Here is a 16,809-nt window from a genome sequence, read left to right as displayed (position 1 = left end):
GCAAGGAAGGTTTCCCGGATGCTTGAAGCGCGCGACGACGACCTGCGTCTGCCGCACAGGACGTTGAAGCTCGATACCCTCGTGCGGCTGCGCTGGCTTGCCATCGCCGGGCAGACGGCGGCGCTTCTTGTCGTCCATTTTGGCTTGGGCTACCCGTTTCCACTCGTCTTCTGTTTCGGCCTCGTCGCCTTTTCGGCGTGGCTCAACATTTTCCTCAAGATCCTGTGGCCGGAAACCCGTCGCCTTTCGGAGCGCATGGCGGCGATCCAGCTCGGATACGACCTCATCCAGATGGGCGGGCTTCTTTACCTCACGGGCGGTTTGGGCAATCCGTTCGCCTTCCTGCTGCTCGCGCCGGTCATGATCTCCGCGACCGGGCTATCGGCGCACAAGACGATCCTGCTGGGCCTGCTTGCGGCCGGCATCGCCAGTATTCTCGCCGTCTTCCACATGCCGCTTCCCTGGCATGATACGGGCGATTTCTTCCTTCCGCCGATCTATGCCTTCGGCGTTTGGACCGCGCTTGTCTGCGCGCTCGCCTTCATGGGCGTCTATGCGTTCCGCGTAGCGGAAGAAGCGCGTCAGCTCGCCGATGCCCTTGCCGCCAGCGAACTGGTGCTTGCGCGCGAGCAGCACATCAACGCGCTCGACGGCCTGGCGGCGGCCGCGGCCCATGAGCTCGGCACGCCGCTGGCCACCATCTTCCTAACGGCAAAGGAACTGAAGCCCGAATTCGAGACCGACGATCCGCGCGGCGAGGATGTCGCCCTGATCGCCTCCCAGGCGGAAAGATGCCGGGATATTCTCGCCAAACTCACCTCCCTTTCAGACGAGGGCGACCTGCACATCCGCCGCATGCCGCTGTCGCAGTTGATCGAGGAGGTCGTCTCGCCCTATCGCGACTTCGGCACGCGGATCGAGGTCGATATGCGTGGCGATGGCGGAGAGCCGGTCGGCGCGCGCAACCCGGGCATCATCTACGGCCTCGGCAATCTGGTGGAAAACGCGGTCGATTTCGCTGAAGCCACGGTAAAGGTCGAAGGGCGCTGGAGCGGCAAGGACGTCCGCATCGTCATCAGCGACGACGGGCCGGGCTTCGCGCCGGATGTTCTGGCGCGATTGGGTGAGCCTTACGTTACCGCCCGTGGCCGTGGCAGGGATGCGCGCGGCGATCATGGTGAGCGCGCCGGCGGTCTCGGTCTCGGCTTTTTCATTGCCAAGACCTTGCTGGAGCGCACGGGCGCCCGGCTTTACTTCGACAATCGGCGCGTGCCCGCCCATGGCGCGGTGATCACAGTCGCCTGGCCGCGTCCCGTGATGGACCAGGAGGGCGAAACGGCGGTGGAGAAAGACGTTGCCCTGGCGGCTTCCGCTGATACGGGGGCTTTGACGTGAAGGAAAGCCAATCTATAACAATTGCTGAGTTTTGAATTTCTCTAAACAAGGCCGGAATGCCCCATGACCGATCTGCAGGGCCAGCAAAACGCGGCGGAAGACCGTCGCCTGCTCATTGTCGATGACGATCACGCCTTCAACCAGCGGCTGGCGCGCGCGATGGAAAAGCGCGGGTTTCAGACGGAAACCGCCGACAGCGTGCGCGAGGCGATCGGCAAGGTTGAAGCCGCCCCGCCGGCCTATGCGGTGGTCGACATGCGCCTTGAAGACGGCAACGGCCTCGATGTGATCGAGGCGATCCGCGCCCGCCGCCCGGACGCCCGCGCGCTCATTCTCACAGGCTACGGCAATATCGCGACCGCCGTGACGGCGGTGAAGCTCGGCGCGGTCGATTATCTTGCCAAACCGGCGGATGCCGACGACATTTATGCGGCCTTGACGCGTGACGGCGACGAAAAGGCCGCGCCGCCGGAAAACCCGATGTCGGCGGACCGTGTGCGCTGGGAGCATATCCAGCGCGTCTATGAGCTTTGCGACCGCAATGTTTCGGAAACTGCGCGCCGTCTCAACATGCATCGCCGCACCCTGCAGCGCATCCTTGCCAAGCGCGCGCCACGCTAAAGACCGGCACCCGGTCTTGCATCGGGGTCGAGCGCGTCATGCAGGCGGTTGGCGGCGGCCTGCGCGAAACGCAGCGTAACGGCCTTGCGCCTTGCGCCCACAAGCCGGTGCTCAGGCGCTTCGCGCAGGATATCGGCGAAAAACCCGTCGGAGAGGATGAAGCCGGCTTCCTCGGGGAAGATGTCGCGCGGCACGCCGGCGTGGCTTGCGAAGAAGAAACGGTCGCAGAAGTCCCTGTAGCCCGGCCATTTGCGGTCGGCGCGAAAATCCGCGATGGAGGATTTCACTTCCACGATCCAGACCTCGCCCTTCGGCCCCACGGCCATCAGGTCCGCGCGCCTGCCGGACGCAAGCACCACCTCGCCCACGCTCGCATATCCCATCTGCCGGAACAGACGGGCGACGCCGCGCCAGACCATCGCTGCCGTGTCCGACTGCCGTCCGTCCGCCAGGGGATCGTCCAGCCTCACCCTGTTCGATTGCATCGGCCACCTCCAGTTGGAAGAATTGTTCTTGTTTCGTTCGATAAATGCAAGCCGAAACCGGGCGCAGCCTGAATGTGGCTGAAACCATTGTCCCGTTCGTCGAAAGCCTTTGCGAAAAACCGCTATGCGGCGTATATAGCCGGCCGTTGGGTCGTGGCGAAAATTGCAAGCGTCATGCGATCCTGATTTCTTTTCGGACAATCGAATATCGTGGACACTCCGTCCCGCGTCGGTAATGCGGCGCGTCCTTCCGAAGGGCCGCAAGGTCCTCACCCCGTCGGCATGCGCGCGGCGAAGGCGGAGGATCTTGCGTCGCTTGTCGCGCTTGAAGTTGCGGCCTTCGCCAGCGACCGTATCTCGCGGCGCAATTTCCGTTATTTCCTGAAAAGCCCGACGGCACGGCTCATTGTGGCGATCGCGGGAGACCGGCTCGCAGGCTATGCGCTCGTCCTCTTTCGCGCGCAAACGGCGCTGGCCCGGCTTTATTCCATTGCCGTCGATGCCGGGTTTCAGGGTGCGGGCATCGGCCGCGAGCTCTTGCGGGCCGCGGAAGACGCGGCTTATGACGCTGACCGGCTGTTCCTGCGTCTGGAGGTTCGCGCCGATAACCCGGCTGCCATTGGCCTTTACGAAAAGTCGGGTTACCGCCGGTTTGCGCGGGTGAAAGCCTATTATCAGGATGGCGAGGACGCGCTTCGCCTCGAAAAGCGCCTGCACGGCGGGCATGCGCTCAGAACGTCGGTTCCCTACTTCCGCCAGGCGACCGACTTCACCTGCGGGCCGTGCTGCCTGCGCATGGCGTTTGCCGCCTTCGACGTCGAAAGCGGCGTGGACGAGACGGCAGAGCTGCGGCTCTGGCGGGAGGCGACGACGATCTATCTCGCCTCGGGCCTTGGCGGGTGCGAGCCTTTCGGCCTGGCGGTCGCGGCGAAAAAGCGCGGCCTCTACGCCGAAATCCGCGTCAACACGGAAGAGCATTTCTTCCTCTCCTCGGTGCGCGACGCGGAAAAGCGGCGCGTGATGCGCCTCGTTCAGGACGATTTTCGCAGCGAGGCGAAAGCTTTGTCGATCCCGGTGTTCGACAGGCCGCTTTCGGCGGAAGAGCTGGCAGGCGAGGCGCAACGCGGCACGCTGTCCATCGTGCTGATTTCCGGTTACGGCATGTACCGCAAGAAGGAGCCGCACTGGATCCTCGTTCACGGCGGTGACGAGCGCCATGTCATCGTGCACGATCCCTGGACGGAGCCTGAAGTCGCCGCCGGCCACGACAAGGGGACCGATCCCGACGCCATTCCCGAAACCTTCGCCGATGCCGCGCATCTGCCCATTCCCCTTGCGGCGTTCGAGCGCATGGCCCGCTGGGGCAAGCAGGGCGTGCGTGCACAGATTTTGCTCAGAAAGGCGTAGCGCTCATGGCCACATGGGTCATTCTCGTCGACAATCCCAAGGACCTTTCGAACGCGGAAACCCCGCACAAGGTCATGACGGTGCGCGAATACATCACGCGCCCGAAGCTTTTTGCCGGCACGCATCCGACGATCCTCAACCTGTCGCGCTCCTATGCCTATCAGGGCGGCGGTTATTATGCCTCGCTGCTCGCCGAAGCGCGCGGGCACCGCGTGGTGCCGGGCGTGGAAACCATGACGGAACTTTCCAGGAAAGGGCTTTACCGTCATGCCCTTCCCGAGCTCGAGGACCGTCTCAACAGGACACTTGCCAGGATCGCGAATGTTCCGGGCGGCTCCTTCAAGCTCACGGTCTGTTTCGGCCATGCCGCGGATGAGACTTATGAGCCTTTCGCCCGCCTGGTGTTCGACTGGTTTCGCGTCCCGCTTCTCGAAGTGACGGTAAAGCCTGGCGAATGGCGGACGATAGATCGCATCCGCCCACTCCCCCTGACGGAGCTTGATGCGCAAGGGCGCGATCATTTCAACCGTTCGCTGGAGGCCTACACGCGCCGCTCCTGGCGCGCGCCGAAACAGCGTGTGCCGATGAAATATTCGCTCGCCGTCCTTTGCGACCCGAAAGACGCGCTGCCGCCGTCCTCGCAAGCCTCCCTCAAGTATCTTGCGAAGGTTGCCGCGCGCCATGGCATCGAGGTCGTTCCTATCGGCAAGGGCGACCTGGAGCGGCTTGCCCAGTTCGATGCGCTCTTCATCCGCGAAACCACCACAATCGACAATCACACCTACCGCTTCGCCCGCCGCGCGACGTTCGAGGGCATGCCCGTCATCGACGATCCGGTTTCGATGATCCGCTGCACCAACAAGGTCTATCTGGCCGAATTGCTGGAGCAGAACGGCGTGCCGACGCCGAAGACCGTCATCCTGTCGACGATGAAGGATGCGGAGGGCCTTGGCGAGGCGCTCGGCTGGCCGATCGTTTTGAAAATTCCCGACGGTTCCTTTTCGCGCGGCGTTTTCAAGGTCGAGGATGCGGCGGCGCTAACGGCCAAGATGAAAGAACTTTTCGACGAGTCGGACGTGCTGCTTGCCCAGGAGTTCTGCCTCACCTCCTTCGACTGGCGTATCGGCGTGCTGGACGGCGAGCCGCTTTTCGCCTGCCAGTATCTCATGGCAAAGAAACACTGGCAGATCGTGCGCCACGAGGAGGGAAAGGCCGCCGTCGAAGGCAGCTTCCGCACTTGTTCGCTGCTTGAGGCGCCGCCGCTCGTGGTGGAAACGGCGGTGCGCGCCGCGCGCCTCATCGGCAACGGTCTTTACGGGGTCGACCTGAAGCAGGTCGGTGACAATGTCGTCGTTATCGAGGTCAACGACAATCCGAACCTCGATCACGGCGTTGAGGATTCGGCGGAAAAGGACATGGTCTGGGACCGGCTGGTCCGCTGGTTCCTGAAGCGGCTGGAGGCGCGTTAGAGCGCACCTTGCCCCTGCATCACCCCGGCCAACGGCAGATGAGGATGCGGCGGCGTGTCCAACTACGCGCAAATGTTGCGATCAGCCTGCCCACATGCGCAGGAGATTGGAGCGCGTCTTGGCAAGCCGGTCGAACAGGGCCGTCTTGCCTTCAGCCGCATGAACGGCATTCAGGCTCTGCTCCAGGTCGAAAAGGATTTCGCGCCGCTCCGCTTCGCGAATCCAGCTTTCAACCCAGCCGACCACGGCAAGACGTTCACCGCCGGTAACAGGTTCGACACGGTGCAGCGTGTTCGAGGGATAAAGGAACAGGTGGCCCTCCGGCAGCTTGATCGCCCGCTCCTCCAGTGCGTCCTCCACGACAAGCGCCCCGCCCTCATAGGATTCCGGATTCGAAAGGAAAAGCGTGAAGGAAAGGTCGGTGCGCGCTCCGCCCATCAAGGCGTCGTCGACGTGGCTCCCGTAAGTCTGGCCTTCGCAGTAGCGAGATAGAAGAAGGCGCACGATGCGCTTCGGTCGTGCCGCCGCGCTGAAAAGCGGGTTCGCCGCCAGCGCCTCTTCCACCTTCTTGAGAATGGCGTCGCGCTGCGGCGAGGCCGCCGCCTGCGCATTGGCCTTGACTTCGCGGGCGAAGCGGCCGGCGGTCTTGCGCCCGTCTTCGAAGGCCAGGTTGGCAGCGGTCTCTCGGACCGCTGCAACTTCATGGCCGTCGAGCAGATCCTCGATGGCGATAAACAAGCGAATGCTCCTATTTGACGGAAAGCGAGGCGATTTCCATGCGCGCCGCGGCGCCAAGGAGAACGGATGCTTCGAGAAGGGTCGAATCTTCTCCAGGCTGAAGGGCAGGAAAGGCATCCGCTATGACATCGAATTGTTCGTTGATGGCGGCGACGGCATCGCGGACCTCAGGCCGCGTGGAGTGCGACAGCTCTTCGGTCATGGCCCGTGCGGCCTGCACAAATCCCCAAGCGTCCTGATATTCATGCGCTTCGACGAGCTTGCCGTTCCTGACGCCCTCTTCGTACTCCTCGGCCGCTTCGCGTACGATCAGCACCACAGCCTTGAGCCGGGAGGCTTCGCCGCCGCCGGCCTTTTCGCGCGCTTCCTCCAACTCATGCAGGACCTTGTCGAACGCGGCCTTGGCTTCCGGCACCGGCTTGCCGCCTTCGATTGCCGCCGCCAGCGTCGAGAGTTCTTCCGAGAAATCCTCCGCGCCGCGCGACTGCAACTGCGGTTTCAGTTCGGCGTAGATTTCATCCTGAGGATGCTTCATGTGGGGCTTTGCCATATCGGGCGCCCCGGAATCATAGAGGGCGAACCCGGCGCGCAGATGCCCTTCGACGATGGCAAGCTCTGCCAGGAAATGGCTGTCTTCGGCGCCGGCGCGCGCCGCGCCGCCTTCGCCTCCCTCGCCGCCTTCGCCCCCTTCTCCTCCTTCGCCGCCTTGCGAGGCTTCGGCAAGCACGATAGAGGGCACGGATTTTACCGCATATCCGGCTTCTGCCTTGCCGTTCGCAGCGAAAGCGGGTGCGGCTGCGGCCGTGGCGAACCCAACGGCGGCTGCGGTGCCAAGCAACAGTGTGCGTCGCGGCTCGATTCGGCGGGGGGAGGGGGTCGCTTCCTTGGTCATCGATTGCCTTTCTGTTTGGCGATTAAAATATGAGCTTTATACTCAAGTATTTTTACGCGCCTAAAATGTCAACCGGATTTCCGGCGGGAAACGCAAACGTGCGCCCTCGTCGGATAGGCGGTCCGTAACGGCTGTTCTGGAGCGGGACAGGCTGGACTTAATCGGCCGGCGGACCGACGCGTTCGGGGTGAGCGGCGGCGAAAGCTTGCCTTTCCCTGCATCGCTCGCCGATCTCCATCAGCTTCGGGCAGGCGGAGATATCGGCTCCCCAGCGCTCCGCATTGTATAGCTGCGGCACGAGGCAGATATCGGCCATCGTCGGCCGGTCGCCATGGCAGAACGCGCCGGTCGCCGGGTCGTCCAGCATCTTCTCGAAGGCGGCCAGACCGTCGCCGATGAACTTCCTCATCCAGTCGATGCGGATTTGCTCGTCCCCGCCGCCAAGCTGCATCGCATATGCGGCAACGGACATGTTGCAGACCGGGTGGATTTCCATGGCGATCACGTAAGACAGGGCGCGCACGCGCTGCCGCCCCACGGGGTCACGTGGCAGAAAGCCTGCGCCGTCTCGCGTCTCGTCCAGATATTCCAGAATGGAGACGGACTGGGTAAGAGTGCGCCCGTCGATCTCAATCGTGGGCACGAGGCCCTGCGGATTTCGGGCAAGGTTTTCCGGCTCCCTGTGCGCCTTCTTGAGAAGGTTCACCTGCACCGCCTCGTAATCGATGCCGAGCAGGTTCAGCGCGATCCGCAGCCGGTAGCTGGCGGAGGATCGCCAGTAGTCATAGAGAACGGTCCGGCTCATGTTCCCACCTTACTTCGGCCATAGGGATCGCCGGCGGACGCCGGTGCGGGCGTCCGCGCGTCCACTGTCCGATCAAACGTCGGAAAGTTCCTTCTCGTGCATCCAGGCGGCGTGCTTGGGCGCGCGCTTTGTCTTCGACCATTCCTCGAGCATGTCCCATTTCACCGCGTCGAGCTTCTTCAGCATCTCCTCTTCCTTCGGGTCCGGGCAGGCCAGTTCGATGCGGTGGCCGTTCGGATCGAAGAAATAGATCGAATGGAAGATCGAATGGTCGGTGACGCCAAGCACCTCGATCCCGTTCTTCTCGAGGTTTTCCTTGAACTCAAGCAGCGTATCGCGATCCTTCACCTTGAAGGCGATATGCTGCACCCAGACGGGCGTGTTCGGATCGCGGCCCATCTCGGGCTTCGTCGGCAGCTCGAAAAAGGCGAGCACATTGCCGTCGCCCGCATCCAGGAAGATGTGCATGTAGGGATCGGGCTCATGGGTCGACGGCACATGGTCCTCGGCAATCGCGAGGATGAAATCCATGTTCAGGTTCTTCGTGTACCAGTCGACCGTCTCCTTCGCGTCCTTGCAGCGATAGGCGACGTGGTGGATCTTCTCGATTTTCATGGGGTATGTCCTCCGTGGACGTTCAGGATCGGGCAGGATCCCGGTGCATTGCCTGTTTGGCTGCGGCAAGCGCTTGCCTGAGCACTTCCCGGTCGCCGATCTGGTTGGCGAGCACGAAAATGAGACGCGCGTTGAGCGCATCGCTTTCCGCCTTCGAAAGGCCTTCGTGTGCGGCAAGCAGGTCGGCGTAGAAATCGTCCGGCCGGTCGATATTGGCCTTGAGGGTCAGTTCGCTCATTCTCACCTCCTTAGGGTCTGGACCCTTAAAATTGACGGGATCGGTATGAGCCGATTTGATTGGATACGAGGAGCAAGAACGCAGGAAACCAGGCCGGTATTCAAGTTCTTGCGACAAAGTAGCCAGCCAAATCGGCCATATTTTCCAGACACCGAAACGGCTTCGTCCTGCTTCGTCGAAGCGCTTGACCGGGTGGCCGACCCGCTATGCGTGCATCTCCTTGCATCTCTTTGCCGTTTCAGGTGCCGATCTCATTAATTTTATGGGTCCAGACCCTAGATCCGGCCCGTGGCGGTGTTGACGGCTGAGCGAAGCTCCGCCTCGTTGAATTTCGTCCAGCGCGCGGCGACATGCTGGTCCGGGCGCATCAGGTAGATACCGGCCTGGGCATCGCCCAGGTAACGCTCGGCCAAAGCGCCGCTCGGGTCGTCTTTTGCGGAAAGTTCGAGGCGTTCCACCTCAATGCCCGAAACGTCGATCCTGTCGGGCGCCTCCGCGTCGATCGTCATGAGCTGGAAACGGTCGCCAAGACGCGAAAGCAGCCAGCCATTGCCGACGGGCGCGTCCACCGCCGGCGCGCCGGGGCGGGTGCGCCTCGGCATTTCGTCAACATCGGGGCCGTTCAGCGGCGATCCGTCATAGGTCGCGGGTACCGACAGCCGCCCGGAATTGACGATTGGGCGGGCGAACTCGAAATGTTCGGCAAGATCGAGTACGGCGTCGCGGAAGATGCGGCTCTGGTCCGATTTCGGCGTTATGAAGTCGGTGGAGCGCGATGAATTCAGGATGTTTTCATCAGCCGCATGGACCCGCTCCGCGTCGTAGCTGTCGAGCAGGGTTTCGGGCACCTTGCCCTCCATCACGAGCTTCAGCTTCCAGATCAGGTTGTCGGTGTCCTGCAGGCCGGAGTTCGCTCCGCGCGCGCCGAAGGGGGAGACCTGGTGGGCTGCGTCGCCGGCAAAGATCACCCGCCCGTGGCGGAACTTCTCCATCCGCCGGCACTGGAACGTGTAGATCGAGACCCACTCCAACTCGAATTTCGCATCCTCGCCCAGCATCGCCTTGAGGCGCGGGATGACGTTCTCCGGCTTCTTTTCCTTTTCCTTGTCGATGTCCCAGCCAAGCTGCAGGTCGATGCGCCAGACATTGTCGGGCTGCTTGTGCAAAAGGGCCGATTGGCCCTTGTTGAAAGGCGGGTCGAACCAGAACCAGCGTTCGGTGGGGAAGCCCGCTTCCATCACCACGTCGGCGATCAGGAAATTGTCTTCAAAGACGCGGCCCACGAAGTCGAGCCCCATCATGGAGCGCACGGGCGAGCCCGCCCCGTCGCAGGCGATCACCCAGTCGGCGATAATCCGGTACGGCCCGTCCGGCGTCTCGACGGTCATGAGCACGCCATCGTCCTTGGCGTCGACCGCCGTCACCTTGCTGCCGCCGCGCAGGTTGATGGGCTTGCCTTCGGCCTCCAGTACGCGGGCGCGGTTCACCAGATACTCTTCGAAGTAATATTGCTGCAGGTTGATGAAGGCGGGCCGGTGGTGGCCCTCCTCCGGCAGGAGGTTGAAATCATAGACCTTGCGGTCGCCGAAGAAGACCTTGCCGAGGTTCCACTGCACGCCCATGTCGACCATCTCCTGCCCGCAGCCGAGCCTGTCGAGGATTTCAAGCGGGCGTTTCGCGAAACAGATCGCGCGCGAGCCCCAGCTCACCTTGTCGTTTTCATCGAGGATCACGACCGGCACGTCATGCCGGGCAAGGTCGATCGCGGCAGCCAGCCCGATCGGGCCGGCCCCGATCACGACGACAGGATGGCGAACAGGCTCCGCCGCGTCCTGATCCTTGGTTCGCTCGTAGGGGTAAAGCGGCGTTTCGAAGATCTTCGTCATGTTTCCTCCCGAACGCACCTGCTTGCGCTGGTTACTTTGGCTGCCAGCCAGTCATTCCGGCCGTTTTCAAATGTTTCTCAGCAACCGGGTCGCGCTCGAACTCCAGAAAGAATTCGTCAAGCTGCGGCGGCTTCACCCTTGTCGAGGAGAGCATCGCGTGCGCCTGCCCCCGGTGGTGCACCTGATGCTGGAAGAGATGCAGGAGCAGCGCGTCCACCCGCTCCTCGATCGCGCCTTTATCCCCGCGATCGGTCGCAACCTGCCGCAACGTAGCTTTGTCCGTCAGGTCGCGGCAGAAAGCGACGAGACGGGCATCCTCTTTCGCCTGTTTGGATTTCAGTTCGCCCGGATTGGAAATTTCCTCGGCGTCGTAGACTTTCTTCCCGACGCCTTCCTCATAAAGCGCGTCGAGGTAATAGCGGTCGACGAAAAGCACGTGGTTCAACGTCGCCTTCAGCGAGGGGAAGAAGCCTGAGCGCGGAGCTGAAAATTCTTCGTCCGAGAGTTCGCAAACCGCGCCGAGCAGCTTTTCGTTCGCATAGGCGTTGTTGAGCGCCATGAGGTAAAAATACGAGTTCATGTAATCACTTGACCTTGCAGGGCTTCCCACATTTCCTTGTCGCGCTCCGCTGTCCAGATACGTGGCGTGTCGATGTCCAGCGCCTCGTCATAGGCGCGCGCGACGTTGAACGGCAGGCAGTGTTCGTAGATCGCGTAATCGGAAAACTTCGGGTCGCATTCGGCCCGGCACGCGTCCCAGGCTTCCTTCAGCGAGCCGCCGCGCAGCGCCACCTGCGCCACCGGACGGTAGGTCGACTTTACGAAATCGCCTGTAAGATCAAGGGCATCGTTGACCATCTTCTTGCCCACCAGCGCGTCGCCGCGCCCCGGCGCGATGGCGTCGACATCCCATACCCGGATTTTTTCCAGCGTGCCCGGCCAGTCGTGGAAATGGCCGTCGCCGCAGTAGCAGGCGGAGTGGTATTCGACGATGTCGCCGGTGAACATGACGTTGGCGTCCGGCACATAGACCACGATGTCGCCCGCCGTATGGGCGCGGCCGAGGAACATCAGGTCGACCCGCCGTTTACCGAGGTAGACTGTCATGCGGTTGTTGAAGGTCGTCGTCGGCCATGTCAGGCCCGGAATGCTCTCATGCCCCTGGAAAAGTCGGGGAAAGCGGGCGAATTCGCTGTCCCAGTCCTCTTGCCCACGCTCGGCGACCATGGCGCGGGCCTTCTCGCTCATGATCACCTGCTGCGCGTTGTAGGCGGAAGCGCCCAGTACGCGAACGGCGTGATAGTGGGTCAATACCAGATGGGTGATCGGCTTGTCGGTGACCGAGCGCACCTTCTCGATCACCTTGTTGGCGAGCCGGGGCGTTGCCTGTGCCTCGACGATCATGACACTGTCGTCGCCGATGATGACGCCGGAGTTCGGGTCGCCTTCGGCGGTAAACGCCCAGAGGTCACGGCCGATTTCGCTGAAGGATATCTTCTTTTCGGCCATGTCGCCCTGCGATGCGAAGGCTTTTGCCATCGGAATTCTCCCAAGTCTTTCAGTGTTCGTATTTCTCGACCGTCTGGTCGATCGCGCCGAAGATGGAATGGCCGGCTTCGTCCTTCATCTCGATCCTGACCGTATCGCCAAAGCGCATGAAGGGCGTCTTCGCCTCGCCGGTTTCGATTGTCTCGATCATGCGGATTTCGGCAATGCACGAGTATCCGACGCCACCCTGGTCGACCGGCTTGCCCGGGCCACCGTCGAGCTTGTTGGAAACCGTGCCGGACCCGATAATCGCGCCCGCCGAAAGCGGCCGCGTCTTCGCCGCATGGGCTATTAACGTCGGGAAATCGAATGTCATGTCGACGCCTGCGTTCGCCCGGCCGAACGGTTTTCCGTTGAGATCGACGCAAAGGGGCAGATGCAGCTTGCCGCCGTCCCAAGCCTTGCCCAACTCGTCGGGCGTGACGGCAACCGGCGAAAATGCTGAAGACGGCTTCGACTGGAAAAAGCCGAAGCCCTTGCCGAGTTCGCCGGGGATTAGCCCACGCAGGCTGACGTCATTGACCAGCATGACAAGCCGGATCGCCTCGCGCGCTTCATCGAGCGAAGCGCCCATCGGCACGTCGTCGACGACGACGGCAACCTCGCCTTCCATGTCTATGCCCCAGGCTTCATCCGCCATCAGGATCGGCGCACGGGGGGCGAGGAAAGCGTCGGAGCCGCCCTGGTACATCAGCGGATTGGTCCAGAAACTTGCCGGCATCTCGGCGCCGCGTGCTTTTCGAACCAGTTCCACGTGGTTCACATAGGCAGAGCCGTCCGCCCACTGGTAGGCGCGCGGCAGGGGCGAAAGCGTCAGGTGCTCGTGAAAGCGCATGGTCGGAACGGCGTCATGCTCGAGGCTTTCGGCCAGCACGGCGAGCTTCGGTCCGGCGGTCGCCCAGTCGTCGAGCGCTGCCTGGAGCGTCGGGGCGATCCGCGTCGCCTCCGTGCAGCGGGTCAGGTCCTTCGAGACGACGACGAGAAGCCCGTCGCGCGTGCCGTTGTTAAGCGTCGCGAGTTTCATATCAGTCCAAAATCCCTTCCGGCGTACCATTGAAGCGCTTCTTCAGCCCGCTCCAGCAGTCCAGGTAGTTGTCCTGCAGGGTGTCCAGGTTCGCGGCGTAGCGCGTCAGGTGCTGGGGAAAGCGCGTCTCGAACATGAAGGCCATGGTGCCGGAAAGCTTCTGCGGGCGAAGCTCCGCGTTGCTTGCCTTGTCGAAGCCCATGGCGTCCGGCCCGTGCGGCAGCATCATGTTGTGCAGGCTCATGCCGCCCGGCACGAAGCCTTCCTCCTTGGCGTCATACTGGCCGCAGATCAGGCCCATGAATTCCGACATGATGTTGCGGTGGTACCAGGGCGGGCGGAAAGTATGCTCGGCCACCATCCAGCGCTCGGGAAAGATCACGAAGTCGATGTTGGCCGTGCCCGCCTCGCCGGACGGCGCCGTCAGCACCGTGAAGATCGACGGATCGGGATGGTCGAACAGGATCGCGCCGACCGGCGAATAGGTGGTGAGGTCGTATTTGTAGGGCGCGTAGTTGCCGTGCCATGCGACGACGTCGAGCGGGGAATGGCCGATTTCGGTGACATAGAAGCGCCCGCACCATTTCACCGTGATGCGGCAATCGGTTTCCTTGTCCTCGTACCATGCGGTTGGCGTCTTGAAATCGCGCGGATTCGCCAGGCAGTTCGCGCCGATCGGCCCGCGATCCGGCAGGGTGAATTTCGCGCCGTAGTTTTCGCAGACGTAACCGCGCGAAGGGCCATCTTTCGGCTCGATCTTGAAGACCATGCCGCGCGGCAGGACGCAGATTTCCTTCGGCGCGACGTCCATGATGCCCATTTCGGTGTAGACGCGAATTTCGCCGTCCTGCGGCACCAGCAGCATTTCGGCATCGGCGTTGAAGAAATAATCGTCCCGCATTGCTTCGTTCAGCACATAGACGTGGGTCGCCATGCCGACCTGCGTGTGGACGTCGCCGGCGGTCGTCATCGTGCGCATGCCGGCGATGAAGTTCGTCGGCTCGCTCGGCGTGGGGATCGGATCCCAGCGCAACTGGCCAAGCGCAAGCTCGTGATCGTCGATGTTCGGCGCCGTGTTCCAAAGCTTGTAGGAGACCGGGTGGAAGCGGGCGGTGTGGCGTACGGACGGGCGTATGCGGTAAAGCCAGGAGCGCTCGTTCGTACCGCGCGGCGCCGTGAACGGCGAGCCTGAAAGCTGCTCGGCATAAAGTCCGTAGGCGCAGCGCTGCGGAGAATTCTGCCCTTGAGGCAACGCGCCGGGCAGCGATTCCGTCTCGAAATCGTTCCCAAAGCCCGGCATGTAGCTGAGCGTCATGTCTGATCCCTCCTCCGGCATATTCCATTCGGATCCGTCCGATCCGGCAACCAAGAATATGCGCAATAATTTGGGCGGGAGCTAAATTCTCTCGGCCGGTTCGGCATCCGTCCGCAAAGCGCTCCGCAGCCTGGCGTTTATTAGTTGCGTTTGTAACTTTTTATGTACAAAGGATCAACCGTCATTTCCACGAATGGAAAAATCAAGCGGCGTGTGGCGTCTTATGTTCTTGAATCAATAAGCGAACATGGGCGTTCGGCGGCTTCCCGGGCTTTGGACCCGGCAAGGCGTTGCATGCGGAATGCCGGCTCAAACGGCCAGATAGATACCAAGGGCCAGAAGCCAGACACCGCAACCGACCCACCCGGCCATCGTATCCTCAAGCAGATATCTTCCGTGGGGTTTGCGCTTCAGCCCGAAGGAGTTGAAGCCTTTTTCGTTCGAAGACATCGTCTGCACCGTAACGCGGCCGAAGCTGATGATCGGCACGATCATCCGGGCCGTCCAGTAACCGATTATTTCGTAGGCGATGGAAATAAATTCATGCATTGGCTGAAATCCGGATTTTGCGATCGTCACCGCAAATTCATTCAAGGATATGGGTAGCCTGACATCGGCGGGTTAAGGAAACGGGAAACGATTTTCGGAAAGGCGGGCGCGTGGTGGCCGGAAAAATCAAGAACATCCTCTTCATCATGTTCGATCAACTGCGGTTCGACTATCTCTCCTGCGCCGGCCACCCGACGCTGGAGACGCCTTACATCGACAGGCTGGCACAAAAAGGCGTGCGGTTTACCCGCGCTTATGTGCAGTCGCCGGTCTGCGGTGCTTCGCGGATGAGTTTCTACACCGGGCGATACGTCCACTCCCATGGTGCGGCCTGGAACAACTATCCGCTCAAGGTCGGCGAGATGACGCTCGGCGATCATCTGCGCGAAGCCGGCATGGACGCCTTTCTCGTCGGAAAGACGCATATGAAGGCGGATGAAAAGGGGATGGACCGCCTCGGTGTCTCGCGGGATTCCGTCATCGGCGCGCGCGTTTCGGAATGCGGTTTCGACGTTTATCTGCGCGATGACGGGTTATGGGGCGAAGGCCCTTCAGGTTTCTACGACAAGCGGCGATCGCCCTATAACGAATACCTGAAAGCGAAAGGCTACGAGGCGGAGAACCCCTGGGCGGAAAACGCCAATGCAGGTGTTGCGGATGACGGCGAGGTTGCTTCCGGCTGGTTCATGAAGAACGCACGCATGCCTGCAAACATCCGCGAGGAGGACAGCGAGACGCCTTGGCTCACCTCCCGTGCGATCGATTTCCTGGAGGAGCGGCGGAAAAGCGATGCGCCCTGGCTGTGCCACCTTTCCTACATCAAGCCGCATTGGCCCTACATCGTGCCGGCGCCTTACCACGCGATGTATGGTGCGAACCATATCCTGCCGGCCGTGCGCCACCTGGATGAAAGGGCCGATCCGCATCCGGTTTATGCGGCTTTCATGAACAACCCCATCGGGCAGGCATTTTCGCGGGACGAGGTCCGCGAAACGGTGATCCCGGCCTATATGGGCCTCATCAAGCAGTGCGATGACCAGATGGGCCGTCTCTACGCCTATCTGGAGGAAAGCGGACGAATGGACGATACGATGATCGTCGTAACCTCCGACCACGGCGATTATCTCGGCGATCACTGGCTTGGCGAGAAGGATCTCTTCCACGACCCGTCCGTCAAGGTGCCGCTTATCGTCTATGACCCCTCTCGGGAAGCGGATGCGGCACGCGGTACGATCTGCGATGAGCTTGTCGAGACGATCGACCTTGCCGCCACCTTCATCGAGGCGGCGGGGGGAGAAGTGCCCCGGCATATCGTCGAGGGGCGCTCGCTTCTGCCGTTCCTGCGCGGGCGAAAGCCGGAAGACTGGCGGAACTTCGCCGTCAGTGAATACGATTATTCGCCAACGCCAATGGCAAGCGAACTCGGCGTCGAACCGAAGGACGCAAGGCTTTTCATGATCGTCGACAGGCGGTGGAAGTTCGTCCATGCCGAAGGCGGTTTTCCGCCCATGCTTTTCGACCTTGAAAACGACCCGCAGGAGTTTGCCGATCTCGGGCGAAGCGGGGCGCATGCGGACGTCATCGAGCTGATGTACGGGCGTCTGTCGCGCTGGGCCCGTCGGCTTTCGCAGCGCACGACTGTTTCCGACGCCGAAGCCATCGCAAGGCGCAACAACCCCTATGCGACCGGCATCCTCATCGGCGTCTATGACGAAAACGAAATCGAACCGCGCTGGAGTGCGAAATATAGCGGGCCAGCGAAGCAGCGGTTCCTGCTCGAGCCCGAGAGCGATTGAACAGCCGGCTGAAAATTCCCTGTTGA

17 protein-coding genes are annotated in these 16,809 nt (G+C 61.9%); 5 read left to right on the top strand and 12 right to left on the bottom strand.

Going from position 1 to position 16,809, the window contains the following annotated elements; all coding sequences use genetic code 11:
- Positions 1–18: 18 nt before the first annotated feature.
- Together HPQ64_RS03440 and HPQ64_RS03435 are read left to right on the top strand one after the other, a co-directional pair.
- On the top strand, positions 19–1,395 hold the full coding sequence (locus HPQ64_RS03440; RefSeq protein ID WP_172886974.1) for an ActS/PrrB/RegB family redox-sensitive histidine kinase: 1,377 nt from the start codon (positions 19–21) through the stop codon (positions 1,393–1,395).
- A 63-nt stretch (positions 1,396–1,458) separates the two neighbouring features.
- Positions 1,459–2,016 (top strand): ActR/PrrA/RegA family redox response regulator transcription factor, encoded by a 558-nt coding sequence (locus HPQ64_RS03435; RefSeq protein WP_172886973.1) that lies wholly within the window; start codon positions 1,459–1,461, stop codon positions 2,014–2,016.
- Here HPQ64_RS03435 and HPQ64_RS03430 read toward each other — a convergent pair.
- Positions 2,013–2,501, bottom strand: coding sequence for an MmcB family DNA repair protein (locus HPQ64_RS03430; protein WP_172886972.1), 489 nt, complete (start codon positions 2,499–2,501; stop codon positions 2,013–2,015). The genes HPQ64_RS03435 and HPQ64_RS03430 overlap by 4 nt on opposite strands.
- A 210-nt stretch (positions 2,502–2,711) precedes the next feature.
- Here HPQ64_RS03430 and HPQ64_RS03425 point away from each other — a divergent pair, with 210 nt between their 5' ends.
- Positions 2,712–3,908, top strand: coding sequence for a peptidase C39 family protein (locus tag HPQ64_RS03425; protein WP_343035898.1), 1,197 nt, complete (start codon positions 2,712–2,714; stop codon positions 3,906–3,908).
- A 5-nt stretch (positions 3,909–3,913) separates the two neighbouring features.
- Entirely contained in the window at positions 3,914–5,377 is a 1,464-nt protein-coding gene (locus tag HPQ64_RS03420; protein ID WP_172886971.1) for a RimK family protein, read from the top strand.
- Positions 5,378–5,458: 81 nt separating this feature from the next.
- On the opposite strand, the gene HPQ64_RS03415 is transcribed toward HPQ64_RS03420, so the two are convergent.
- The 11 genes from HPQ64_RS03415 to HPQ64_RS03365 form a co-directional block, all read right to left on the bottom strand.
- Entirely contained in the window at positions 5,459–6,115 is a 657-nt protein-coding gene (locus HPQ64_RS03415; RefSeq protein WP_172886970.1) for a Fe2+-dependent dioxygenase, read from the bottom strand.
- A gap of 10 nt (positions 6,116–6,125) precedes the next feature.
- Positions 6,126–7,007 (bottom strand): hypothetical protein, encoded by an 882-nt coding sequence (locus HPQ64_RS03410; RefSeq protein WP_172886969.1) that lies wholly within the window; start codon positions 7,005–7,007, stop codon positions 6,126–6,128.
- Between the two features lie 157 nt (positions 7,008–7,164).
- The gene (gene maiA, locus HPQ64_RS03405; protein ID WP_172886968.1) at positions 7,165–7,812 is read right to left on the bottom strand and encodes a maleylacetoacetate isomerase; all 648 of its coding nucleotides are present in this window, start codon (positions 7,810–7,812) and stop codon (positions 7,165–7,167) included.
- 72 nt (positions 7,813–7,884) lie between these two features.
- The gene (locus HPQ64_RS03400) at positions 7,885–8,427 is read right to left on the bottom strand and encodes a VOC family protein (protein WP_172886967.1); all 543 of its coding nucleotides are present in this window, start codon (positions 8,425–8,427) and stop codon (positions 7,885–7,887) included.
- Positions 8,428–8,449: 22 nt separating this feature from the next.
- The gene (locus HPQ64_RS03395) at positions 8,450–8,665 is read right to left on the bottom strand and encodes a DUF2783 domain-containing protein (protein WP_172886966.1); all 216 of its coding nucleotides are present in this window, start codon (positions 8,663–8,665) and stop codon (positions 8,450–8,452) included.
- A 275-nt stretch (positions 8,666–8,940) separates the two neighbouring features.
- Entirely contained in the window at positions 8,941–10,551 is a 1,611-nt protein-coding gene (locus tag HPQ64_RS03390) for an FAD-dependent oxidoreductase (RefSeq protein WP_172886965.1), read from the bottom strand.
- Between the two features lie 31 nt (positions 10,552–10,582).
- Complete coding sequence (locus tag HPQ64_RS03385; protein WP_172886964.1) at positions 10,583–11,131, bottom strand: DinB family protein; 549 nt, start codon at positions 11,129–11,131, stop codon at positions 10,583–10,585.
- A complete protein-coding gene (locus HPQ64_RS03380) occupies positions 11,128–12,090 on the bottom strand; it encodes an MBL fold metallo-hydrolase (RefSeq protein ID WP_172886963.1) in 963 nt (320 codons plus the stop codon). Before HPQ64_RS03380 ends, HPQ64_RS03385 begins: the two co-directional genes overlap by 4 nt.
- Before the next feature lie 19 nt (positions 12,091–12,109).
- Positions 12,110–13,123 carry a fumarylacetoacetate hydrolase family protein gene (locus tag HPQ64_RS03375; RefSeq protein ID WP_172886962.1) on the bottom strand — a complete coding sequence of 338 codons (1,014 nt, stop codon included), beginning with the start codon at positions 13,121–13,123 and terminating at the stop codon, positions 12,110–12,112.
- Position 13,124: 1 nt separating this feature from the next.
- Complete coding sequence (gene hmgA / locus HPQ64_RS03370; RefSeq protein ID WP_172886961.1) at positions 13,125–14,438, bottom strand: homogentisate 1,2-dioxygenase; 1,314 nt, start codon at positions 14,436–14,438, stop codon at positions 13,125–13,127.
- A 309-nt stretch (positions 14,439–14,747) separates the two neighbouring features.
- The gene (locus HPQ64_RS03365; protein ID WP_172886960.1) at positions 14,748–14,987 is read right to left on the bottom strand and encodes a hypothetical protein; all 240 of its coding nucleotides are present in this window, start codon (positions 14,985–14,987) and stop codon (positions 14,748–14,750) included.
- Positions 14,988–15,100: 113 nt separating this feature from the next.
- On the opposite strand from HPQ64_RS03365, the gene HPQ64_RS03360 reads away from it, so the two are divergent.
- On the top strand, positions 15,101–16,783 hold the full coding sequence (locus tag HPQ64_RS03360) for a sulfatase-like hydrolase/transferase (RefSeq protein ID WP_172886959.1): 1,683 nt from the start codon (positions 15,101–15,103) through the stop codon (positions 16,781–16,783).
- Positions 16,784–16,809: the final 26 nt, after the last annotated feature.

Origin of the sequence: Hongsoonwoonella zoysiae (assembly GCF_013266695.1) — a bacterium.
Lineage (GTDB): Bacteria > Pseudomonadota > Alphaproteobacteria > Rhizobiales > Stappiaceae > Hongsoonwoonella > Hongsoonwoonella zoysiae.
The sequence above is the reverse complement of the archived record's forward strand: the minus strand, read 5'-3'. Positions and strand labels throughout refer to the sequence as shown.

Excerpts from the sequence above, each read along its gene's own strand:
- HPQ64_RS03440 (WP_172886974.1), top strand. The coding sequence starts at position 19 with ATGCTTGAAGCGCGCGACGACGACCTGCGTCTGCCGCACAGGACGTTG.
- HPQ64_RS03435 (WP_172886973.1), top strand. The coding sequence starts at position 1,459 with ATGACCGATCTGCAGGGCCAGCAAAACGCGGCGGAAGACCGTCGCCTG.
- HPQ64_RS03430 (WP_172886972.1), bottom strand. The coding sequence starts at position 2,501 with ATGCAATCGAACAGGGTGAGGCTGGACGATCCCCTGGCGGACGGACGG.
- HPQ64_RS03420 (WP_172886971.1), top strand. The coding sequence starts at position 3,914 with ATGGCCACATGGGTCATTCTCGTCGACAATCCCAAGGACCTTTCGAAC.
- HPQ64_RS03410 (WP_172886969.1), bottom strand. The coding sequence starts at position 7,007 with ATGACCAAGGAAGCGACCCCCTCCCCCCGCCGAATCGAGCCGCGACGC.
- maiA (WP_172886968.1), bottom strand. The coding sequence starts at position 7,812 with ATGAGCCGGACCGTTCTCTATGACTACTGGCGATCCTCCGCCAGCTAC.
- HPQ64_RS03400 (WP_172886967.1), bottom strand. The coding sequence starts at position 8,427 with ATGAAAATCGAGAAGATCCACCACGTCGCCTATCGCTGCAAGGACGCG.
- HPQ64_RS03395 (WP_172886966.1), bottom strand. The coding sequence starts at position 8,665 with ATGAGCGAACTGACCCTCAAGGCCAATATCGACCGGCCGGACGATTTC.
- HPQ64_RS03390 (WP_172886965.1), bottom strand. The coding sequence starts at position 10,551 with ATGACGAAGATCTTCGAAACGCCGCTTTACCCCTACGAGCGAACCAAG.
- HPQ64_RS03385 (WP_172886964.1), bottom strand. The coding sequence starts at position 11,131 with ATGAACTCGTATTTTTACCTCATGGCGCTCAACAACGCCTATGCGAAC.
- HPQ64_RS03380 (WP_172886963.1), bottom strand. The coding sequence starts at position 12,090 with ATGGCAAAAGCCTTCGCATCGCAGGGCGACATGGCCGAAAAGAAGATA.
- HPQ64_RS03375 (WP_172886962.1), bottom strand. The coding sequence starts at position 13,123 with ATGAAACTCGCGACGCTTAACAACGGCACGCGCGACGGGCTTCTCGTC.
- hmgA (WP_172886961.1), bottom strand. The coding sequence starts at position 14,438 with ATGACGCTCAGCTACATGCCGGGCTTTGGGAACGATTTCGAGACGGAA.
- HPQ64_RS03365 (WP_172886960.1), bottom strand. The coding sequence starts at position 14,987 with ATGCATGAATTTATTTCCATCGCCTACGAAATAATCGGTTACTGGACG.